Source organism: Micromonospora sp. DT68 (assembly GCF_049847245.1).
In the GTDB taxonomy this organism is placed as follows: Bacteria; Actinomycetota; Actinomycetes; order Mycobacteriales; family Micromonosporaceae; genus Micromonospora; species Micromonospora profundi.
In genome coordinates, this window is sequence record NZ_JBNCNZ010000021.1 from 56647 (window position 1) to 78593 (window position 21947).

At 72.0% G+C, this 21947-nt stretch carries 17 protein-coding genes; 9 read left to right on the plus strand and 8 right to left on the minus strand.

The window, feature by feature from the left end:
- Nucleotides 1-3: 3 nt before the first annotated feature.
- Entirely contained in the window at nucleotides 4-837 is an 834-nt protein-coding gene (locus ACPXB1_RS27425) for a class I SAM-dependent methyltransferase (RefSeq protein ID WP_355592197.1), read from the minus strand.
- A 119-nt stretch (nucleotides 838-956) separates the two neighbouring features.
- On the opposite strand from ACPXB1_RS27425, the gene ACPXB1_RS27430 reads away from it, so the two are divergent.
- The 3 genes from ACPXB1_RS27430 (at nucleotide 957) to ACPXB1_RS27440 (ending at nucleotide 5135) form a co-directional block, all read left to right on the plus strand.
- Complete coding sequence (locus ACPXB1_RS27430) at nucleotides 957-2039, plus strand: LCP family protein (RefSeq protein WP_355629697.1); 1083 nt, start codon at nucleotides 957-959, stop codon at nucleotides 2037-2039.
- 122 nt (nucleotides 2040-2161) lie between these two features.
- Nucleotides 2162-3655 carry a sugar transferase gene (locus ACPXB1_RS27435; RefSeq protein WP_355629700.1) on the plus strand — a complete coding sequence of 498 codons (1494 nt, stop codon included), beginning with the start codon at nucleotides 2162-2164 and terminating at the stop codon, nucleotides 3653-3655.
- Between the two features lie 97 nt (nucleotides 3656-3752).
- Nucleotides 3753-5135, plus strand: a complete 1383-nt coding sequence (locus ACPXB1_RS27440; protein WP_355629703.1) for a glycosyl hydrolase family 28-related protein — start codon at nucleotides 3753-3755, stop codon at nucleotides 5133-5135.
- A gap of 7 nt (nucleotides 5136-5142) precedes the next feature.
- Here the strand turns inward: ACPXB1_RS27440 and ACPXB1_RS27445 are convergent, their stop codons facing one another.
- From ACPXB1_RS27445 to ACPXB1_RS27470, 6 genes are read right to left on the minus strand one after another with little or no spacing between them, the layout of a single operon-like run.
- Nucleotides 5143-6396 carry a hypothetical protein gene (locus tag ACPXB1_RS27445; RefSeq protein WP_355592201.1) on the minus strand — a complete coding sequence of 418 codons (1254 nt, stop codon included), beginning with the start codon at nucleotides 6394-6396 and terminating at the stop codon, nucleotides 5143-5145.
- Nucleotides 6397-6398: 2 nt separating this feature from the next.
- Nucleotides 6399-8159, minus strand: a complete 1761-nt coding sequence (locus ACPXB1_RS27450) for an O-antigen ligase family protein (RefSeq protein WP_355629706.1) — start codon at nucleotides 8157-8159, stop codon at nucleotides 6399-6401.
- Entirely contained in the window at nucleotides 8156-9331 is a 1176-nt protein-coding gene (locus ACPXB1_RS27455; RefSeq protein ID WP_355629709.1) for a glycosyltransferase, read from the minus strand. The genes ACPXB1_RS27450 and ACPXB1_RS27455 overlap by 4 nt, the downstream gene beginning before the upstream one ends.
- A 3-nt stretch (nucleotides 9332-9334) precedes the next feature.
- Entirely contained in the window at nucleotides 9335-10447 is a 1113-nt protein-coding gene (locus ACPXB1_RS27460; protein WP_355629712.1) for a glycosyltransferase, read from the minus strand.
- Nucleotides 10434-11567, minus strand: a complete 1134-nt coding sequence (locus ACPXB1_RS27465; RefSeq protein WP_355629714.1) for a glycosyltransferase — start codon at nucleotides 11565-11567, stop codon at nucleotides 10434-10436. The genes ACPXB1_RS27460 and ACPXB1_RS27465 overlap by 14 nt, the downstream gene beginning before the upstream one ends.
- A gap of 56 nt (nucleotides 11568-11623) precedes the next feature.
- A complete protein-coding gene (locus tag ACPXB1_RS27470) occupies nucleotides 11624-13006 on the minus strand; it encodes a hypothetical protein (protein WP_355629717.1) in 1383 nt (460 codons plus the stop codon).
- A gap of 147 nt (nucleotides 13007-13153) precedes the next feature.
- On the opposite strand from ACPXB1_RS27470, the gene ACPXB1_RS27475 reads away from it, so the two are divergent.
- The 6 genes from ACPXB1_RS27475 to hutH are packed head-to-tail and all read left to right on the plus strand — an operon-like array spanning nucleotide 13154 to nucleotide 21039.
- Complete coding sequence (locus ACPXB1_RS27475) at nucleotides 13154-14005, plus strand: MurR/RpiR family transcriptional regulator (RefSeq protein ID WP_355592211.1); 852 nt, start codon at nucleotides 13154-13156, stop codon at nucleotides 14003-14005.
- Nucleotides 14006-14021: 16 nt separating this feature from the next.
- Nucleotides 14022-15671: a urocanate hydratase gene (hutU, locus tag ACPXB1_RS27480; protein ID WP_355629720.1), complete on the plus strand. Its 1650-nt coding sequence runs from the start codon at nucleotides 14022-14024 to the stop codon at nucleotides 15669-15671.
- A gap of 11 nt (nucleotides 15672-15682) precedes the next feature.
- Nucleotides 15683-16903, plus strand: a complete 1221-nt coding sequence (locus ACPXB1_RS27485; protein WP_355629723.1) for an allantoate amidohydrolase — start codon at nucleotides 15683-15685, stop codon at nucleotides 16901-16903.
- 37 nt (nucleotides 16904-16940) lie between these two features.
- Entirely contained in the window at nucleotides 16941-18302 is a 1362-nt protein-coding gene (locus tag ACPXB1_RS27490; protein WP_355629726.1) for a formimidoylglutamate deiminase, read from the plus strand.
- 8 nt (nucleotides 18303-18310) lie between these two features.
- The gene (gene hutI, locus ACPXB1_RS27495; RefSeq protein WP_355629734.1) at nucleotides 18311-19504 is read left to right on the plus strand and encodes an imidazolonepropionase; all 1194 of its coding nucleotides are present in this window, start codon (nucleotides 18311-18313) and stop codon (nucleotides 19502-19504) included.
- Nucleotides 19501-21039, plus strand: coding sequence for a histidine ammonia-lyase (gene hutH, locus ACPXB1_RS27500; RefSeq protein WP_355592219.1), 1539 nt, complete (start codon nucleotides 19501-19503; stop codon nucleotides 21037-21039). The genes hutI and hutH overlap by 4 nt, the downstream gene beginning before the upstream one ends.
- Nucleotides 21040-21169: 130 nt before the next feature.
- Here the strand turns inward: hutH and rdgB are convergent, their stop codons facing one another.
- Nucleotides 21170-21787, minus strand: a complete 618-nt coding sequence (gene rdgB, locus ACPXB1_RS27505; RefSeq protein WP_355592221.1) for an RdgB/HAM1 family non-canonical purine NTP pyrophosphatase — start codon at nucleotides 21785-21787, stop codon at nucleotides 21170-21172.
- Nucleotides 21788-21947 lie beyond the last annotated feature (160 nt).

Below are 21947 nucleotides of genomic sequence, written 5' to 3' on the forward strand. Positions count from 1 at the left end.
CGGCTACCATGCCACGCCGATGCCGTCGCCGGGGTACCAGTGGTTGGCGGGGCTCTCCCGGTAGGCGAGGAACCGGCGGCCGGTGCGTTCGGCGTGCTCGGCGAGCACGTTGGTGCTTGTGACGTTGTCGGTGAGCAGGATCGCGCCGGGTGCGAGTTTCGGTTCGACAGCGTCGAACTCGCGCTTCTCGTGGGCGCGGCTGTGGTCGCTGTCGTGCAGGAACAGGTCGACGGGGCGGTCCAGCGCGCCGATCGAGGCGATCGAGTCGCCGATGACCAGGTCGACGACGTCGGACCAGGGTTCGCTGCGGGCCAGGTAGCCGGCTTCGGGGTTGATGTCCAGCGAGGTGACGCGGCCCGGGTGGCCCTCCTTGGCGTTGCGCAGCAGGGCGGCGGCCAGCACGCAGGTGCCGAGTCCCTTGTCGACGCCCGTCTCGACGATGTGCGTGGGACGGGTGGCGCGGACGATGGCGTACCAGCCGATCCGGCGGGCGTAGCGGACCTGCCTGTCGGCCAGGCCGCGACGGGCGGCGCCGGCGGTGGCCCGCTCGATGTGCTGGCGCAGCGCCTGATCGGACTCGATCTCGCCGAGCCATTCGCGGACCTGAGTGACCGGTCGGTCACAGACCACGCTGACGAACCAGGCCAGGTGGTTGCGGCTCAGCTTGGTCAACTCGTACGTGTAGTTGTGATGTTCACGGGAGGTGACAAGCCACCGGGCCGAGACGCGCAGCACCTTGGCGTCGTGGCGGGCGACACGGGCGAGCCGCTTGGGGAACGCGGCGACCGGGGCGAGGGGAGTGCGGGCGATGGCCCGTCGGAGCTTCGTTGCGTCCACGGCTGGTTCATACCAGGTTCGCGCCACCGTGTGTCGGAAAACTATTCAGTCGCCATGCGGACCGCGCTGGAAGTGACAGGGGTACCTGGTCGTAACGCGAAATCAGTAGCATCGCGCCTATGCAGTATCGCCAGGAGTACGCGGAGCCCGAGACGGAGTTCATCGCGGCGCAGTCACCATCGGAACCCACGACGGAGGCGCCGCCGAAGCGCCGTCGCCGGTGGCGAAAGGTCGTTCTGATCACCTTCGTGGTCCTGGCGTTGCTCGCCGGCAGCGGCATGGTCGCCGGAGGGCTCTACTTCCGTTCCATCAATTCGGGGATCGAGCGTGTCGACGCGTTCGGCAACGTGCCCGAGGCCGAACGCCCGCAGGTGGCCGAGAAGGCCAAGGGCGCGATGAACATCCTCATCCTCGGCAGTGACACGCGTGACCCGGAGAACACCGGTGGTTCCCGCACCGACACCATCATCCTCGCGCACCTGCCGAAAGACCGGTCCAGCGCGCAACTCATCTCGATTCCCCGGGACACGTGGGTGCCGGTGCCGCGCTCGAAGGAGGGCCGGGGCGGCCGGGACGCGAAGATCAACGCATCGTTCGCGTGGGGTGGCGTTCCGTTGATGGTGCAGACGGTGGAGAAGTTCACAGGCGTCCGCATCGACCACGTGACGATGGTGGACTTCTCCGGTTTCAAGGAGATCGTCGACGCGCTCGGTGGCATCGACATCACCGTGGAGAAGGGGTTCACCTCGACGCACTCGCTGAACCCGGACAGCCGACGGACGTTCAAGGCCGGCACCCAGACGTTCGACGGGGCCGCCGCGCTCGACTACGCCCGCGAGCGGTACGCCTTCGCGGACGGCGACTTCAGCCGGATCAAGCACCAGCAGCAGGTCATCAAGGCGATCCTCGACAAGGCCGCCTCCGGTGGCACCCTTGCCAACCCCGGCAAGTTGAACTCGTTCGTCCGGGCCACCGCCAACGCCGTCGCGGTGGACGAGTCGATGTCACTGGTGGATCTGGCGATGGAATTGCGGCACCTGCGCAGCGGCCAGCTCGGCTTCTACACCTGCCCCACAAAGGGCACCGGCATGATGGGCACCGAGAGCGTGGTGCTCGCCGATGTCGCGAAGGCCCGCACGCTCTTCGACGCGGTACGACGCGACTCGGTCGACGAGATCACCGCAAACCAGCCCAGTTCCTGACCGACAGGGCGCAGTTGGATTCATCCAAACGGCCCTGTTGACTGATGCGATGTGGTCATATTCTGCCTTCGCCCCGGCAGACATTCGTGTCGCCGTGGCACCACGGGGAGGGACACACATTGATGTCGAGCGAATCGACATCGACAAAGCTCGCTGAGAACGCGCCTGAACGCGCGCTCTCGGCGGACCACGTCGACAAACATCAGGGCCCGACGGCCGTCGACCAGCAACCAGATCTCGACACCACGACGGTCCTGCCGTACGCCAGTTCGCGTACGTCGAAACGCACGAACCCGCTGCGCGCGTGGATGCTGGCAGTGCCGGTCGACCTGGCCGCTCTCCTGGCGCCACTGCTGGTGAACGACCAGCGCTACTGGCGCGGCACCCTGGCCATGGCCTGCGTGACAGTGGTGATCTTCGCGGTTGGCGGCCTCTACCGGCCACGGCGGCATCTGAGCATCCTCGACGAACTGCCGAGCCTGAGCGGCCGCCTGCTGGCCTCCGCCTCCATCATCGCGATCATCGCCGCGACCCGGCACGACTCCGCCACGTACCTGGCGGGCTTCATGCGTGGCGTCGCACTGTCCGTCGTGCTCGTCATCCTGGGTCGGGCGCTGACCCGGACCCTCGTCATGACAGCGCGGCGACGGCGCTGGGTGGAGCACAACGCGATAGTGATCGGAGGTGGGCCGATCGGCGTCGAACTGGCCCGCCTGCTGCGCCGTTACCCCCAGTACGGGCTCCGCTACGTCGGCTGCGTCGACACAGTGCCGCGCGGTGCCGGGATCCAACTGGCCGGCAGCCTCGACGACCTGGAGTACCTGGTCCGTCTCCAGCGGTGCGACGTACTGATTCTCGCGGACCCGGCCAGCTCCGAGTCGACGGTGATGGAGGTGCTCCGCCGGCCGCTCAGCGCAGCCTGCGATCTGTGGGCCGTTCCCCGGTTGTGGGGTTCCCGCTCAGCAGCCGGTAACCCGGACCACATCGGCGCCATCCCGATCGTGAAGATCGGCGACACCACGCTCTCCGGCCCTCGGTGGGCGCTCAAGCGCGCGTTCGACGTGGCCTTCGCGTCGCTGTTCCTTGTGGTGCTCAGCCCGGTGATGCTGCTCTGCGCCATCGCCGTGCTGCTGGAGAGCGGTGGCCGCGGTGGCATCTTCTTCCACCAGGAGCGGATCGGCAGGCACGGCAAGCCCTTCCAGGTCATCAAGTTCCGGTCGATGCGCCCGGTCAACGAGCACGAGTCGCAGACGAACTGGTCGATCGCACACGACAAGCGGGTCGGCCCGGTCGGGCGACTGCTGCGACGTACCTCCCTGGACGAGCTTCCCCAGTTGTGGAACATCGTGCGCGGTGACATGAGCGTGGTGGGTCCGCGACCCGAACGTCCGTACTTTGTGGAGAAGTTCTCGGCGGAATACCCGACGTACGCGATGCGGCACCGGGTGCCCGTGGGACTCACCGGGCTCGCGCAGGTCAGCGGCCTGCGCGGCGACACGCCGATCTCCGACCGCGCCCGGTTCGACAACTACTACATCGAAAACTGGTCGCCCTGGCTGGACGTCAAGGTGCTGCTACGGACCGTGGCGGAGGTGTTCCGGGCCGGCGGTCGCTGACGAGCGGAACCCCGCCCGGCCGCGCACCGGCTTCGGACGCGACAGCGCGGCGTGGGATCATCGTCCGTCCACGGTGTCACGGGGAGGGAACGGACTCATGGCCCACGAGGACAGCGCGGCCCGACCGGGTGGTCGGGCTGTCAGCCGTCGCTCGGCGTTGTTCCGGGGCGGTGCTGTCGCTGCGGGCGTGGGCACTGCGGCTCTGGGCGGTGCCGCGGCCGCCAACGGGCTCTCGTCCCTGGGTGACGGCCGGGTGGTGAACGTCCGTGACCACGGTGCGACAGGTGACGGCGCGGCCGACGACACCGAGGCGCTCCAGGCTGCGATCGACGCCGCACGCCCCACCGGTGGGATCGTGTTCCTGCCACCCGGCGTCTACCTGACGCGGCGTCTGACACTGCGCTCCCGGGTGCACCTGCGCGGCTCCGGCGGCGATGCGACGGTCCTGCGGCTGCGGGCGGGCGCGAACTCGGCGATCCTCGAGTCGGAGGATTTCGCCCGATTGACGGGCACCCGCTCCGACGCGGGCATCACCCTGTTCAGCATCCGCGACCTCACCCTCGACGGCAACAAGGAGCAGAACCCGGCCGGCGGCTACGGGCTGCGGGTGTACGGGTACGGCTACGAGATCACCGAAGTGATCATCTTCAACTGCCGCAACGACGGCATCTTCAGCGAGTGGGGTCCGACCGCCGCCCTGGCCGCGCCCTCGCACCAGATGGAGGCCCGGCTCACCGCCGTCCGGGCACACGACAACGACGGGCACGGCGTCGCCTTCCAGGGGCCGCACGACTCGATGTTCCTCAACTGCGTGGCTTTCGAGAACGCGGGCGCTGGGTTCCGGGTCGCCGGCGACTCGACGGGTACGCAGATGGTGAACTGCCACGCGTGGGGCATCCGGCAGGACGTGGCGTTCGACCTCGCGGCAACGAGCGTCGGCTGCGTCAACTGCTACGCCGACCTGAACGGCGGTGTGGGCGTACGCATCTCGCGCAGCGACTGCCGCTGGGTGGGCGGGTTCGTGCTGGGCTACAACGAGTCGCACCCGAACCCGGAGATCGGCGTGCAGTTCGCGCCGGGAACGCAGCCGGACGAGCCGTCCGGCTGCGTCGTCGACAGCAGGGTCGTCAACTGTGGGACCGCCGCCGTCGACTTCGGCGCCGACCGTGGCCTGTCCAACGTCCGGGTCAGCATGTTCCAGCCGGGTGCCCTCGCGGACGGCGGCGGGCGCATCGCGGGCACCGGTCGCGGCTGGATCGGCAACCCGGCGGCGTCGACGCAGGTGGAGATCGTGCAGGGGCTCGGCGACGCGGACCGCAACCTCGTCGTACGTCCCGCGTTCGACCTGCGGTCGCAGCCGACCCCCGACCGTCCGTCGGGTGGGAGCGTGCGTGTCTTCGCCCGCGAGGTGAACGGCCGGACCCAACTGTGCGCGATCTTTCCCAGCGGCGCCGTCCAGGTAATGGCCACCGAACCCTGACCGTACGTCAGACCGGCGCCGAGGATGCCGTCGCTCGTGTCGCCCGGTGCGCGCCGACGTGCCCGGGTGGGCGCGCGTCCGCCGATGTCGACTCGGCCGGTGTCTGTCGCATCCGCCCGAGGAACCACACCACCACAAGCGCCTCGCAGAGCAGCAGTTGGAGCACCAGGTCGGACACCTCGGTGGCCCAGACGAGCGCCACCGCGACACCTGCGAACGCGATGACCCGCGATCCGATGGCGGAGGCCAGGTAGCGACGCGGACGGGCCCAGGTCATGTGGCGGACGGACAGCCAGGTGGAGACCGCGAGCAGCAGCTTGTAGAGGCAGTAGCCAGCGATCGCAGCGGCACCCACGGCGGCCAGGTCGGGGGCGAGCAACCGGCGTACCTGTTCGCTGGCGAGGACCACCACCGACACGCCGAGCCACGCCACGAGGGTCAACCCCCGGGTCACAGTGCGCCAGCGTGCCGTCCGGCCAGCCACGATGTCCTCGCGGGTGCTGGCCGAGAGCACCACGTGGAACGGGCCGAAGACGAGATCCAGCGCCCGCAGCACCACCACTGCCGTCTGCCCCGCGGCGGCACCCGCCACCGACGGCAACGCGATCGTGTACGCGAGATCCGCAAGAGCCGCCACGCAGTAGACCGAGCCGACCGACAGGCTCTGCCGGGCACCCGGCCGGACCGTACCGGCCGACGCGGCCCGGGATCGCAGCGTCACCCAGGCCAGCACGGCGAGCTGAGCGGGCACGGCGGCGATGTCCACGCGCACGTCGGCAGAGAGGAGGAGCACACCGCTCACCAGTGTCCCGAGGGCGGTGAGCTGGGGAATCAGGTTGGCGCTGCCCGGTGAGCGGGTACGCGCGCAGGCCCAGAACATCGCCTCCACCGGCAGTTGGAGGAGCACCGGGGCGACCACGCACAACCGGTCGGTGAGGCTGCTGTCCGGCAGCGCCACCGAGACCGACAGGAAGGCCACTGCGGCGACCGGCAGCGCCACCAGGGCGGACACGCGTCGTGCCCAGCTCTCCAGGCGCCAGTCGTCGGGCACGACTCCCGCCGACAGCGGCCGGCCGACAAGCGCCTCCATCAGCGTGTACGGGATGGAGAGCAGGGTGCCGAGCAGTGCGACGAGTGCCAGCCGGTCGTTGTCGGCCCAGGACGCGTAGAGGAACAGCGCCACGCTGGACAGCCGGGTGAGCGCCTGCACGGAGATCTGCGACCGTTGCAGACGCAGCACGGTGGTGGAGAGGAAACGCACTGTCACCACCTCCGGTTGTCGTCGGGGTGCCGACGGTCCGGGCGGGTCACCGGCAGGACAGCGGTGCTGTCGTCGTCCCTGGGGCCGTACGGCGGGGGCGGTTGCTGTTGTCGCGGTGGCGCGGAGCGCTGCGGGTCGCCTCCCCTGCGTGCCGGGCGTTGTGGGCCGTCTCCCCTGCGTGCCGGGCGCTGCGGCGGGAGGACCACGGTGTCGGCGTCGACGGGCTGCCGCACGGTCCTCTCCGGTTCCACCCGGGGCAGCACGGCGGTCTCCGCCTCCACCCGGGGTAGCACCACCGTCTCCGCGTCGACGGGCCGCCGCCGCTCGGGCGGTCGGACCGGCGGGTACGCGACGGGCGGGACCGCCTGTCGCACCTCGACGGCGGGCGCAACGGGCGCCGGCGGCAGCGGGTCCAGGTGGTTTCCGTACGCGACGAAGAGCGCCAGACACATGGTCGCGCCCGTGTACTCCCAGGCTTCGATGACGAGGAACGCAGCCGAGAGGCCGGTCAGGACGGCGAGGTGCGAAACGGCGGACGGGCGCGTGGAGGCGTACCGCCAGAGCCGGGCGAGCAGGTATCCGATCCCGGCGATCAGCGCCACCATCATCGGCAGCCCGTACTGGAGGGCGACGCTGACGAAGTAGTTGTCGACGAAGACCTGCCCGCCGGAGGCGGCCCGCGACACTGTCGCCGCTCCGGCGGCGCCGATGCCGCGACCCCAGAGGGGAAGGTCACCGTCGAGCAGCCCCGACCACACCTCGAAACGCTGGAAGAGGCTGCGGGCACCGGTCGCGCCGACGGCCACGAAACCGACGGTCACGCACGCCACGACACCGAGACCGACAAGGCGGGCGCGGCGACGAGCGGCGGCGCCACCGGACCGGTTGCCCACGGCGGCGGCGATGACCCCGCCGACGACAAGCAGCGCACCGGAACGGGACGTGCTGAGCGCGAGGCAGACAACTGCCGAGACCGCGCCGACGTGCCACGACAAGCGGGTGGGTCGGGCGCCGGAGGTCAGCCAGAGCGCCACGTACCCGAGCAGGAACGCGCCGGCGAGGATGCCCAGCTCGGCGTTGACCTCGGTGAGGCCGGGAGCGCGGAACGTGTCGCCGATGTAGCGGATCGCCTGGCCTTCTTCGAAACCCCACTGGACGAGCTGCTGCGGCCCAATGATCAACTCTGCGACCGTGGCGACGCCGTTTGCCATCAACAGCCAGGCGGCGACCGTCACCATCCGGGTCGTCCCGGACGCGCCCAGGCCCAGCAGAGCCAGCAGGAGGAGGAACGGCAGCACTGTGAGCCGGAGCCCGGACAGGGTCTGCCCCGGCCCGTGGTGCGCGACGCCGATCAGGCTCCATACGCCCAGCACCAGCAGGCCCACACTGACGCCGATGACCTGCCGGCGGCTCCAGCCACCACGTAGCACGCAGCGCAGGGCGTGCACGCCGGCTATCGCCGCGGCGGACAAGCCGAGGGCGTGCTCGCGACCACCGAAGGCGTCACCGACAAGCCCTTCCACGCCGGCGAGGCGCAGCCCCAGCGGCGCGTTGAGCACGACGAGGACGTACGCGAGGCCCGGCAGTGGAAACACCGCGAGCGCGGCGAACACGACGACGAGGGCCGGCAGGAGCGGCGGGACACCGGCGAGCAGGCACACCACTGCGGCAACCGGCACGGCGGCAACCGCGCCGAGCAGGGCTCGCACCGTACGCCAGCGGATCGGGCCCGGCGACCGCACCGCGCGCCGACCGGCCGTCATCGTCTTGTTGCCGGGACTCGTCGCCGTCCCGCGTCGTCAGCGCGCAGCGCGGTGTAGGCGTCGACGACAGCGTCGACGTGCCGGTCCCAGTTCAGCTCGCGCCCGTCCCGGGCCGCGGCAGCCGCGATCGTGTCGTAGTCGGCAGGTGGCGTGCTGGCGGCCCGACGCAGCGTCTCGGTCAACTCCGCGCGCGTCCGGAAGATCCGCAGGGATTCGTCCGAGGCCATCGGCGGCCGGGCCACCTCGCTGGAGATGATCGGGCGGCCGGCCCGCAGCGCCTCGACGCACGAGATCGGGAAGTTCTCGGCCCACTGGCTGGGGAAGACGAGCCAGCCGGCCCGCGCCATCGCTGCCTGCTTGCCCTCCGCGTCGAGGAAGCCCAGGTATTCGAGGCCGGGCAGTTCCCGCGCCGCCGCCTCGACGTCGGCCCGGCGTGGGCCGTCCCCGCCGATGAGCAGAGTGGCGCCGTCGTGGCCGGCCACCTCCCGCCACGCGGCCAGCAGCAGGTCGATGCCCTTGTGCTCACTGAGCGCGCCGAGGAACAGGAACACCGCGGGGTTGCCGGCCGGCCAGGACACCGGGCCGCCGGTCTCCGGCACGGCGAGCGGTACGACGGTCCCGCCCAGCGTGGACCCCTGCGGAAGGTGCCGCTGCGCGATGTCCCGGGTACGCGCGGCCGGCCACAGCAGCGAGACCCCACGCAGTTGCCGGACCAGCCACGCCGACCGGGCTCGCAGCAGCCGGTCGGTCAGGTCTGACCTGCCCTGGTTGGCGAGGCTGTTGTTCGGGTCGGCTACGGCGTAGTCGTGGACCGTGTGGCAGGTCGGCCACGTTCTGGCGATCCGGGCCAGCGGCAGGACGCCCAGGCCCTGCCAGTTGTGCACGTGCACCACGTCGGGTGCGAAGTCGCGAAGGGCGTTCAGGCGCAGGCCGGTCGGGTCGGCCAGGTCACCGAGATGGGTGAGGACCTTGCCGAGCCTCGGGTCGGCGCCGCCCAGTCGGGCCGAGATCCTCGTGTCGACGGGCGCGTCGGTGGGCAGGCTGTGCGGCGACGGGCGGCTGAACACCTGCACCTCGTGACCGCGGTCGACGAGCGCGGCGGAGAGGTCCCGCACGTACTGCTCCGCGCCGCCGCGGATCGCGAACGACGAGTGGACCATGGCGATCCGCACTGCTCAGGCCTGCTTTCCGGTCGTCTGGGACAGGGCACGGCCGTCCTGGTCGGCGTCGAGCAGGTGCGCCAGGTGAGCGGTCGCGTCCCGCCAGGAACGACCGGCGGCACCCGCCCTCGGTCGAGGGCCTCCGACGGCCTCGCCCACCGCCCGGACCAGCGCCGCCGCCGTCCAGGTCGTCATCCGTTCGGCCCGACCGTCGGTCGCCTCCAGCAGTGCGGGGTCCGGTGAGATGACTGTGGGGGTGCCCAACCGGAGCGCCTCGGCGGCCGGCAGCCCGTACCCCTCGAAGTGGCTCGGCATCAGGAACGCTGCGGCGTTGGCGACGGCCGCCGCGTAGTCGGCGTCGGAGAGCCGGTCGAGCAGCACCACCCGGTCGGCCGCCGGGGACGCCGCCACGGCGTCGGTGAACCTGTCGATGCGCTGACCGCCGGTCAGCACCGCGAGCACCAGGTCGGGCAGGTCGGCCAGCGCCTCGACGGCCAACTCGACCCCCTTGTGGGCCGCGTGGCCGGCGACCAGGAGGTACGGGCGCACCCCGCCGGTGCGGGCCGCGAGTTCCGGCGGAAGCGCACCGGGTACGACGTCGACGTCGCTGCCCGGATACCAGACGGTGGCCCGGTTCTCCGGCACGCCGTAGAGCCCGAGGAGGTCGTGGCGGGTACGGGCGCTGACGCAGAGCAGCTGACGGGACCTGTTGATCGCCGTCGCGTAGCTGGCCCGCCGGTACTGCCGCACCGACGTCGACAGGTCGTGCGGCCAGAGCCGGAAGGCGAGATCGTGGACGACTGTGGTGACCGGCAGTTGGCTGCCGACCATGGCGACCGATGGGCTCAGGGAGAGCACCCGTGCACCCGCCGGCTCCTGCCGGGCCTCACCGGTGACCCGACGCAGCGTCGTGGTGGCGGCTGCGACGGCCCGGGCCCGGTCACCGGCCTGCCGGCTGACCACCGCCACCTCGGCGGCGGCCCCGGCGGGCACCTCCCACGTCGGAGGTACGGCGACCAGCCGCAGCCGCTGCCCGGCCGGCCAGTGCCGCACGACCTCGGTCAGGACGCGGGTGATGCCGCCCGGACCGACACCGCTGCAGTCGACGATGGTGTCAGCGGGTCTCATGCGCGATCCACTCGCCCATCTCGTGCTGGAACCGCTGCGGTGAGAAGGTCATCGCGTGTTTGCGGATGCGCGCCCCGTCGAGTTCGCCGACACGGCGTACGGCGGCGGCGTGGTCGGCCGGTCGCATCGAGCCGATCAGGAAGCCCGTCTCGCCGTTGACGACAGTCTCCAGCAGGCCCCCGGTGTTCAGACCGATCACCGGCGTCCCGCACGCCTGCGCCTCCACCGGGATGATGCCGAAGTCCTCGTGTGCCGGGAACAGCAACGCCCGGGCGCCCGCGTAGAGCTCCCGCAGCCGTTCCCGGGAGGGCCGCACCTCGAAGGTCACCGGCACGCCGACGGTGGCGGCGAGCCTGCGCAGCCTCGCCTCCTCCGGCCCGGAACCGGCAACGACAAGGGGCAGCCCTGACTCGCCGGCGATCTCGATCATCAGGTCGAAGTTCTTGTACGGGATCCAGCGCCCCACACCCAGCAGGTAGTCGCGGGCGGGTTGGGCCGGGGCCTCGGCGAAGTACTCGACGTCGACGGGCGGGTGGATCACCACGGCGTCACGCTTCCAGAACCGCTGGATGCGCGCCTGCACCTCGCGGGAGTTCGCGGCGTACGCGTGCACGTGCCGGCTGAGCCTGACGTCGACAGACTGGAGCGCCTTGCGGGGACCGCTGAGCAGCGCGCCCGAGCCCCGACCGTCGAAGTCCGGGCTCCAGACATAGCGTGCCGGTGAGTGCACGTAACTGAGGTGCCGGGTCCGTTCCGGCGGGCCGAGCCGCACGGTGTGGGCGAACGCGTGGCTGGACGAGATGACCACGTCGTAGCGTTCGTCGCCGACTGTCCGCCAGGCCAGGGGCATGAGGGGCAGCGCGAGGGCCTTGCTGCGGCGCAACGGCGTCTTGGCCAGCCAGGTCTCGTGCAGACCGAGGCGGTCCACCTCGACGTCCCGGTCCGCCCAGAGCACGATGCGCCGCGCATGCGGCACGAGATCCGCGATGGCGAGGAACACGTTCTCCGATCCGCCCGTGGCGCCGAACCACTCGTGGACGACCGCCACGGAGCGGTCGGCGAGCAGCGGCGTCGACGCCGGGGACGGCACGGTCGGCTGGACGTTGTCCAACGAGGTCATCGTTCCTCACTCATGTCAACGGTCGGCTCGCCGGGCGTACCGGTCCGGTGCCGGTGTCAGCTGTTGCGGCGCCACAGGTCCCGCAGCGCGTCCCAGTTGCCGGCGATGCCGGCTTCGCACAGGGTTTCGACGTAGAAGGCGCCGTTGACGTCGTCGCGGTCCCACCACACGCCGCACACGGTCCGGCCGTCTCCGCCCTTGAAGGCGTACTCGACGTAGCTGCCGGGTGCGCCGGTCACGCCGCCAGTCGTCCGGGTGGCCTCGCGCAGCCCCGGCGCCAGCGCGCCGCCGGCCAGGTTGAGCTGCTGACGGTACGCACGCGCCGCGTCCTTCTCCGCCTTGGCGGGGTACAGCGCGAAGTGCACCGAGGCTCCGCCGTACCGGCAGAAGACGTGGCGTCGCTCGTCGGCCGGCAGCGGCGGGCCGCCGACCTCGGTGTCGACGGCGCACCCGCCCGCGGCGGCCAGCCAGGGCTCTGCCAGCGGCGCGAGGTCGCCGTCGAACTTGGTCTTGTTGATGGAGAACTGCGTCGCCTCGAAGGGAGCGAGCGAGGCGTTCGGCGCCGGCGCTTCGGGCTCGTCGTCGGAACGGTTGACGCCGCCGACGAAGAACCCGGCGGTGCCGGCGGCCAGGACGAGCACCACTGCCGCGACAGCGAGGAGCCACTTGGGCCGCTGCGGGGGCCGCTGCACGGGCGCGATCCGCCGACCCGTGCCGCCGAACGGATCCTGCGGGAGCGACTGCGGCGGGAGGCCGGCGGACGCGGAGCTGTAGGTCGCGGGTGCCGGGCTGTGGGTCGCGGAGCTGTAGGTCGTCGGTGTGAGGCTCTGGGTCGCCGGTTCCGGGCTGTGGGTGGCGGGTGCGGGGCTTTGCGACGGTACGGGTGAGCCGGGCGCACCTGAGACGGGCTGCGACGGGCTGGACACCGGCTGCCCGGAGACCGGGTTGGTGTGCACCGCCCAGGGAAGTTGCGGCATGTGCGACACCAGCTCGGGCGCACCGGAGACCGGCGCTCCGCTGGCCTGCTGCGGCACACCGGAAACCGGCGGACCCGAGGCCGGTGCCGCCGACGCGGGTGCCGCTGAGGTGGGTGCTGCCGACGCGGGTGGCGCGGAGACCGGCAGGTCGGGCACCGGCTGGTAGGCCATGCCGAGGCTCTGGAAGAGGCGCTGCGGCGCGTTCCCCTCCTCGGCCCGGTAGGCCACCCACGGGTGGGCGGCGGTGAGGTTGGCGTGCGCGTAGCGGTGGCCGCCAGCGGCCTGCGCCAGCGCGTTCGCCGCGTTGCCGAAGGCCACCCGCCAGCGCTCGTCGGACGCGGCGACGCCGTCGAGCACTGCCACCGTGGCGAACTGGCCCTGCCCGTCGACTGCGGCCCACGCCTTGCCAACCTGGCAGGCGCCCAACATGTGGGTGTACCTGTACGGGTTCTCCGGCTGCATGCCACTCCTCCGCTCGACCGCCGTGCGGATCCTACAGAGGTGGTGCCATCGCAGCGTCCCGCCGGTCGGCGGTGCGACAGGTGGGGGCCCGGCGTGCGGCCCGGCCACCTCTTGCCCTCTGAAAGTTTTCATGCATAGAGTCCCGGTGTGAATGAGACGGGGGTCGAGGCGTCGGTGGAGCAGGTACTCGACCTGTTCGACGGGGTGCGGCTCACCCCGACCCAGCGCCGTATCGCGCACTGCCTGGTGCAGCACGGCCCGGCGGTGGCGTACCTGTCCGCTGCGGAGGTCGCCGAGCTGGCCGGGGTCAGCCAACCGTCGGTCACCCGGTTCGCCGTCGCGCTCGGCCACGACGGCTACCCGGCGCTGCGCCGCCGGCTGCGGGGCCTCACCGCCGCCAGACCCGGTGGTCCGGCGGACGCCGGAAACGAACTCCAGCAGGCCGTACGCGCCGAGATGGGCAACCTGGACCGGCTGGCCGGTCAACTCGCCGACCGGGACCGGATCGCCGAGACCGGCAGGCTGCTCGCGGCCAGCCGCCCACTGCCGGTGCTCGGCCTGCGCGCCGCCGCACCGCTTGCCGCGTACTTCGCCTACTTCGCCGCGAAGGTGCACCCGGACGTGCGGGTGCTCGACGACGGCGGCAGCCTGCTGACCGACCGCCTCGAACAGGCCGCCGAGGCCGGCGCTTCGGCGGTGCTGGCCTTCGTGCTGCCTCGCTACCCGCGCGAGACCCTTGACGCGCTGCGGGACGCGCGGGCCACCGGCCTGACCGTCGTGGCGATCACCGACTCGCCGGTCAGCCCCGCAACCGAGCACGCCGACGTGGTGCTGCCCGCCGCCGTCGGCGCCCAGCTCGTCTTCGACCTGCACACCGCCCCGATGACTCTGGCCATGGTGCTGTTGCAGGCGATCTGCGACGCCGCGCCGGCCGACACGCAGCGCCGGCTGGAAGCGTTCGAAGCCTCGGCGGCCCGCCGTCAGTTGTTCCTCGGATGACCGGAGGAGACCAGAGATGACAGAGCCGATCCGTGCCGCACGGGGCAGTCAGCTGACCGCCCGTGGGTGGCAGCAGGAGGCCGCACTGCGGATGCTCATGAACAACCTCGACCCCGAGGTGGCCGAACGCCCCGACGACCTCGTGGTGTACGGCGGCACCGGCAAGGCCGCGCGGGACTGGCCCTCCTACCACGCGCTGGTACGCACACTCACCGACCTGCGCGAGGACGAGACGATGCTCGTGCAGTCGGGCCGGCCGGTGGGCGTGCTGCGCACCCACGAGTGGGCGCCCCGGGTGCTGCTTGCCAACTCGAACCTGGTCGGCGACTGGGCGACCTGGCCCGAGTTCCGCCGGCTCGAACATCTCGGCCTCACCATGTACGGGCAGATGACCGCCGGCTCGTGGATCTACATCGGCACCCAGGGCATCCTCCAGGGCACCTACGAGACGTTCGCCGCCGTGGCCGCCAAGAGGTTCGGCAGCACGCTCGCGGGCACGCTGACGCTCACCGCCGGCTGCGGCGGGATGGGTGGCGCGCAGCCCCTCGCTGTCACAATGAACGGCGGCGTATGCCTGATCGTGGACGTGGACCGGACCCGCCTCGACCGGCGGGTGCACGACCGCTACCTGGACGAGGTCGCCGACTCGCTTGACGACGCGGTGCAGCGGGTGCTGGCCGCCAAGCGGGACCGGCGCGCGCTCTCGGTGGGCGTTGTCGGCAACGCCGCCGAGGTCTTCCCCGAGCTGCTCAGCCGGGGCGTCGAGGTCGACATCGTGACCGACCAGACGAGCGCCCACGACCCGCTGTCGTACCTGCCGGTGGGGGTGGAGCTGGCCGATGCCCGCGACTACGCGACGGCGAAGCCTGCCGAGTTCACCGACCGGGCGCGGGCATCGATGGCCCGGCACGTCGAGGCTATGGTCGGCTTCCTCGACGCCGGCGCCGAGGTCTTCGACTACGGCAACTCGATCCGAGGTGAGGCGCAGCTCGCCGGCTACCAGCGCGCCTTCGACTTTCCGGGCTTCGTGCCCGCGTACATCAGGCCGTTGTTCTGCGAGGGCAGGGGCCCGTTCCGGTGGGCGGCGCTCTCCGGCGACCCGGCCGACATCGCCGCCACCGACCGGGCGATCCTGGAGCTGTTCCCGGAGAACGAGTCGCTGGCGCGGTGGATCCGGATGGCCGGCGAGCGCGTCGCGTTCCAGGGCCTGCCGGCACGGATCTGCTGGCTCGGCTACGGCGAACGCGACCGGGCCGGCGTGCGGTTCAACGAGATGGTCGCCTCCGGTGAGCTCTCCGCCCCGGTGGTCATCGGCCGGGACCACCTGGACGCTGGCAGTGTGGCCAGCCCGTACCGGGAGACCGAGGCGATGGCCGACGGCTCCGACGCGATCGCCGACTGGCCGCTGCTCAACGCGCTCGTCAACACGGCAAGCGGTGCATCCTGGGTGTCCATCCACCACGGCGGTGGGGTGGGCATCGGGCGGTCCATCCACGCGGGGCAGGTCTGTGTGGCCGACGGCACCGCGCTCGCGGGGCAGAAGATCGAGCGGGTGCTCACCAACGACCCGGCGATGGGTGTCATCCGGCACGTGGACGCCGGCTACGAAGGCGCCCGCGAGGTAGCCAACCGCACCGACATCCGCGTCCCGATGACCGAGCAGTAAGGAAGGGCACCTTGTTATCGGATTTTGTTGTAGAAGGGGCCCTTCCTAACAGGTTCCGCGCCCTGTGGGACGAGATCGCGCCGATCGGGCGGGACGCCGACAGCGGCGGCTACCTGCGCTACGCCCTCACCGAACCCGAAGTCGAGCTGCGTGCCTGGTTCCGTGCACAGGCGCGGCAGCGAGGGATGCCCGTCACCGAGGACGGCAACGGCAACCTCTTCGCGCACTGGGGTGACCCGGAGGCCGCCGACGCGGTGCTGACCGGCAGCCACTTCGACTCGGTGCCGCACGGTGGGGCGTACGACGGGCCGCTCGGCATCGTCAGCGCGTTCCTCGCCGTGGACGAGCTGCGCGCCGCCGGCGTCACTCCCGTCCGGCCACTGGTGCTGGCGGCATTCGTGGAGGAGGAGGGGGCGCGCTTCGGCGTACCCTGCCTGGGGTCGCGTCTGCTCACCGGTGCGCTGCCTGTCGATCGCGCGGCCGGGCTGCGCGACGCGGCCGGGGTGAGCTTCGCCGAGGCGCTCGGCGAGCGGCCGGCAGGTGCCCGCCCGGAGCTGCTGGGCCGGTTCGGCGCGTTCGTCGAGCTGCACGTCGAGCAGGGCCGCGCGCTCGTCGAGGCGGACGCGCCTGTCGCGGTGGCCAGCACGATCTGGCCGCACGGCCGCTGGCGCTTCGACGTGACAGGCGAGGGCAACCACGCGGGTACGACACGGATGGCCGACCGCCGCGACCCGATGCTCACCTACGCGTTCACGGTGCTGGCCGCCAACAAGGAGGCCCGGCTGCGCGGCGCGCACGCCACTGTCGGCCGGGTCGCCGTCGAACCGAACGCCACGAATGCCATCCCGTCGAAGGTGACCGGCTGGCTGGACGCCCGCGCCGCCGACCCGCAGACCCTCGCCGACCTGGTCGAGGCCGTGCGGGGCAAGCTCGCCGAGCGGGCCCGCCGCGACGGTACGCAGGCTACCGTCACCGAGGAGTCGGCCACCCCGCTTGTCGCCTTCGACGGTGGACTGGCCAAACGGCTGGCCACGTTGCTCGACGCGCCGGTGCTGCCCACCGGCGCGGGGCACGACGCGGGGGTGCTGGCCGCGTACGTGCCCACCGCCATGCTGTTCGTGCGCAACCCGAGCGGGGTGTCGCACTCTCCCGCAGAGGCGGCCACCGACGCCGACTGCGCCGCCGGTGTACGGGCGCTGGCCGCCGTGTTGGAGGAGCTGACATGCCGCTGACAACGCAGACGACTCAGCTCCACAGGAGGCGAGGAGCATGACCACCTCCCGTTGGCTCGCCGAGTACGCCTGGCTGCCCGAGGGCTCCGAACCCACACCCGAGGTGCTCATCGAGGTCGAGGACGGCCGGATCACCGCCGTCACGCCGTTGCAGGGGTCCGCCGGGCCGGAGGCCGGGGTGGAGGTGCTGCGGGACGCCGCCCGGCTGCCCGGGTTGACAGTGCCGGGTCTGTCCAATGTGCACTCGCACGCGTTCCACCGTGCGCTGCGTGGGCGTACCCACGGCGGCCAGGGAGACTTCTGGAGCTGGCGCGACCGGATGTACGCCATCGCCGACCGGCTCGACCCGGACACCTACCTGGCGCTGGCCCGCGCGGTCTACGCCGAGATGGCCCTGGCCGGGATCACCTGCGTCGGGGAGTTCCACTACCTGCACCACCGGCCCGACGGCGGCGCGTACGACGACCCGAACGAGATGGGCGCGGCACTTGTCGAGGCCGCCGCGCACGCCGGCATCCGGCTGACCCTGCTGGACACCTGCTATCTGACCTCCACAGTCAGTGGTCAGCCGCTCGCCGGGCCGCAGCGCCGCTTCGGTGACGGCGACGCCGTCCGGTGGGCCGAGCGGGCCTCGGCGTTCCAGCCGACTGACTCCCACGCCCGCGTCGGCGCGGCAGTGCACTCGGTGCGGGCGGTCCCCGCCGACCAGCTGCGCACTGTCGCCGACTGGGCGCGGAGCCGGCGCGCGCCGCTGCACGTACACCTGTCGGAGCAGTACGCCGAGAACGACGAGTGCCGGGTCGTGCACGGTCGCACACCCACCGCGCTGCTCGCCGAGCACGGCGTGCTCGGGCCGGACACCACAGCCGTACACGTCACCCACCCGACCGGCGCTGACCTGACGCTGCTCGGCGACAACCGGACCGGCGTGTGCCTCTGCCCCACCACGGAACGGGACCTCGCCGACGGGATCGGCCCGGCCCGGCGGATGGCCGACGCGGGGCTCCGGCTGAGCCTGGGCAGCGACAGCCACGCGGTGGTCGACCTGTTCGAGGAGGCGCGCGCCGTGGAGCTCGACGAACGGCTGCGCACCCGCCGCCGCGGCCACTTCACCTCCGCCGAGCTGCTGACAGCGGCCACCGCCACCGGCCATGCCGCGCTGGGCTGGGCCGACGCCGGGCGGATCGCCGTCGGCGCCCGCGCCGACCTGGTGACGGTACGACTCGACAGCGCCCGCACGGCAGGGGTGCCGCCGGTGGGCGTGTTCTTCGCGGCGTCCGCGGCGGACGTCGACCAGGTGCTTGTGGACGGCCGGGTGGTGGTTGCCGAGGGCCGGCACCTCACCGTCGACGTTCCGGCCGAGCTGTCGGCGTCGATCGAGGCGGTGATCCCCGCGTGAGCGCGAGCATGAGCAGCCTGCTTGTCGACAACATCGGGGAGCTGGTCACCAACGGCGTCGGCGAGGGGCCGCTGGGCATCCGCCGCAGGGCGGCGGTGCTGATCGAGGCGGGCCGGGTGGCCTGGGTCGGGCCTGCCGCGTACGCGCCGGCAGCCGACCGGCGGATCGACGTCGATGGGGCGGCAGTGCTGCCCGGCTTCGTGGACAGCCACGCGCATCTGGTGTTCGCCGGTGACCGGGCCGCCGAGTTCGCCGCGCGGATGGCCGGCGAACGCTACACCGGCGGCGGCATCCGGACCACCGTCGGCGCGACACGCGCCGCCAGTGACGACGACCTGCGGGCCACAGTGCGCCGGCTACGCGGGGAGGCGCTGCGCCAGGGCACCACCACCATGGAGATCAAGAGTGGGTACGGGCTGACAGTCGCCGACGAGGCCCGCTCGCTGCGAATCGCCGCCGAGACCAGCGCCGAAACCACGTTCCTCGGCGCCCACGTGGTGCCCGCCGAGTACGCCGACCGTCCCGACGACTATGTCGGGCTGGTCTGCGGGCCGATGCTTGCCGCCGCCGCGCCGCACGCGAAGTGGATCGACGTGTTCTGCGAGCGGGGCGCCTTCGACGTCGACCACGCCCGCGCCATCCTCGCCTGCGGGCAGGCTGTCGGGCTGGGCGTACGGGTGCACGCCAACCAGCTCGGCCCCGGACCGGGCGTGCAGCTCGGGGTGGAGCTGGGCGCGGCCAGCGTCGACCACTGCACCTACCTCAGCGACGCGGACGTCGACGCGCTCGCGAACTCGACGACTATCGAGTGGCTCTCCGGTCCTCCGACCTGCACCGTGGCCACCCTGCTCCCCGGTGCCGAGTTCTCCACCCGCTCGCCCTACCCGGACGCGCGCCGGCTGCTCGACGCCGGTGTGACCGTGGCGCTCGCGACCGACTGCAACCCCGGCACGTCGTACACCTCGTCGATGCCCTTCTGCATCGCCCTCGCGGTCCGCGAGATGCGGATGACCCCGGCGGAGGCGGTCTGGGCCGCCACCGCCGGTGGCGCGCTGGCGCTGCGCCGCGACGACATCGGTGTCCTCACCCCCGGCGCGCGGGCCGACCTGATCATCCTGGACGCGCCGTCGTACCTGCACCTTGCCTACCGGCCCGGTGTCCCACTGATCCGCCAGGTCCTGCTCAACGGAGTGCCGCAATGACGACCGTGACCATCCAGCCCACCGGAATCTCCACCGACGACGTGCTCGCCGTCGCCCGCGGCACCGTCACTGTCGTCCTCGACCCGGCCACCCGGGACGCGATGGCCACCAGCCGCGCGATCGTGGACGGCATCGAGGCCGCCGGACGGCCCGTGTACGGCGTCTCCACCGGCTTCGGCGCGCTGGCGAACACGTTCGTCGCGCCGGAGCGGCGGGCCGAGCTTCAACACGCGCTGATCCGCTCCCACGCCGCCGGGGTGGGCGCCCCGATGCCGCGCGAAGTGGTCCGGGCCATGATGCTGCTGCGCGTACGCTCGCTGGCCCTTGGTCGTTCCGGGGTCCGCCCGCTTGTCGCCGAGGCACTCGTCGACCTGCTCAACCACGACATCACCCCGTGGGTGCCCGAGCACGGCTCGCTCGGCGCTTCCGGTGACCTGGCACCGCTGGCGCACTGCGCGCTCGTGCTGCTCGGTGAGGGCTGGGTGCTCGGCCCGGCCGGTGAGCGGCAGGACGCGGCCGACGCGCTGACCGCCGCCGGGCTCAAGCCGATCGAGCTTGCCGCCAAGGAGGGGTTGGCGCTGATCAACGGCACCGACGGCATGCTCGGCATGCTGCTGCTGGCCATCCACGACGCGGCGCACCTGTTCGCCATGGCTGACGTGACGGCCGCGCTTGCCATCGAGGCGATGCTCGGTTCGGAGCGGCCGTTCCTGCCGGAGCTGCACGCCATCCGGCCGCACCCCGGTCAGGCCGCGTCGGCCGCGAACATCCACCGCCTGCTCCAGGACTCCCGGGTGATGGACTCGCACCGCGACGACCTCGCACACGCCGTGCAGGACGCGTACTCGATGCGCTGCGCCCCGCAGGTGGCCGGCGCGGCCCGCGACACCCTGGACTTCGTCCGCACTGTCGCCGCCCGGGAGCTGGTGTCCGTCGTGGACAACCCGGTGGTGCTGCCGGACGGTCGTGTCGAGTCGACAGGCAACTTCCACGGAGCGCCCCTCGGCTTCGCCGCGGACTTCCTCGCCATCGCCGCCGCAGAGGTTGGCGCGATCGCCGAGCGGCGGGTGGACAGGCTGCTGGACGTCACCCGCTCGCGGGAACTGCCGGCGTTCCTCTCCCCCGACGCCGGCGTGAACTCCGGGCTGATGATCGCCCAGTACACGGCTGCCGGCATCGTCGCCGAGAACCGGCGGCTGGCCGCCCCCGCGTCGGTGGACTCGCTGCCCACAAGCGGCATGCAGGAGGACCACGTCTCGATGGGCTGGGCGGCGACCAAGAAGCTGCGGACCGTGCTTGACAACCTCACCAGCCTGCTCGCCGTCGAGTTGCTGGCCGGCGTACGCGGGCTGCAACTGCGGGCGCCACTGGTGCCGTCGCCGGCCGGCCGGGCCGCCGTGGCCGCGCTCGGCGGCGCGGCCGGCGAGCCCGGCCCGGACGTGTTCCTCGCCCCGGTACTGGAGGCCGCCCGCGCGGTGCTCGCCGGCCCGGAGCTGCGTGCCGCCATCGAACGGGAGGTCGGCCCACTGGGCTGACCTTCGCGGGTCGCTGTCCTCCGCTGCCGGTCACGCGGCGGACGACAGCACCTTCGCGGTTCGCTGTCCTCCGCTGCCGGTCACGCGGCGGGCGGCAGCACCTTCGCGGTTCGCTGTCGTCCGCTGCCGGTCAGGCGGCGGGCGGCAGCACCTTCGCCACCAGCTTCGCCAACTCGCGCAGAGCCTTGCCGCGGTGGCTGACCGCGTCCTTCTCCTGCGGGGTCAGCTCGGCGTTGGTCCGGTCCTGCCCGTCGCCCAGGAAGATCGGGTCGTAGCCGAACCCACCGTCGCCGCGCGGCGCCCGCAGGACCCGCCCGGACTGCCGGCCGTCGACAAGGTGCTCCTTGCCGCCGGGCAGCACCAACGCCACAGTGCACACGAAGGACGCCGCCCGCTGCTCGTCCGGGACGTCGGCGATCTGGTCCAGCACCAACTGGAGGTTCGCCCGGTCGTCGCCGTGCTTGCCCGACCAGCGGGCGCTGAACACGCCAGGCATCCCGTTCAACGCGTCCACCGCGAGCCCCGAATCGTCGGCGATCGTCGGCAGCTCGGTGCGCCGACAACCCTCCCGCGCCTTGATCAGCGCGTTCTCACCGAACGTCAGGCCGGTCTCCGGCAGCTCCGGATATTCCGGTACGTCGTCGAGCCCGAGCAGGGCGATCCGGTGCGCGCCCAGCGCGCCGTCCAGGATCCGCTGAAGCTCCACAAGCTTCTTCTGGTTACGCGTGGCAAGCAGGACCTTGTTCATGCTGGGCTACCTTCTTTCGCGACTGCGGGGCTCGCAAGCTCACTCCTCGCGCTCACGCGAGCACCTTCGTTCGCGACTGCGGGGCTCGCAAGCTCACTCCTCGCGCTCACCAAATCACCTTCGTTCGCGACTGCGGGGCTCGCAAGCTCACTCCTCACGC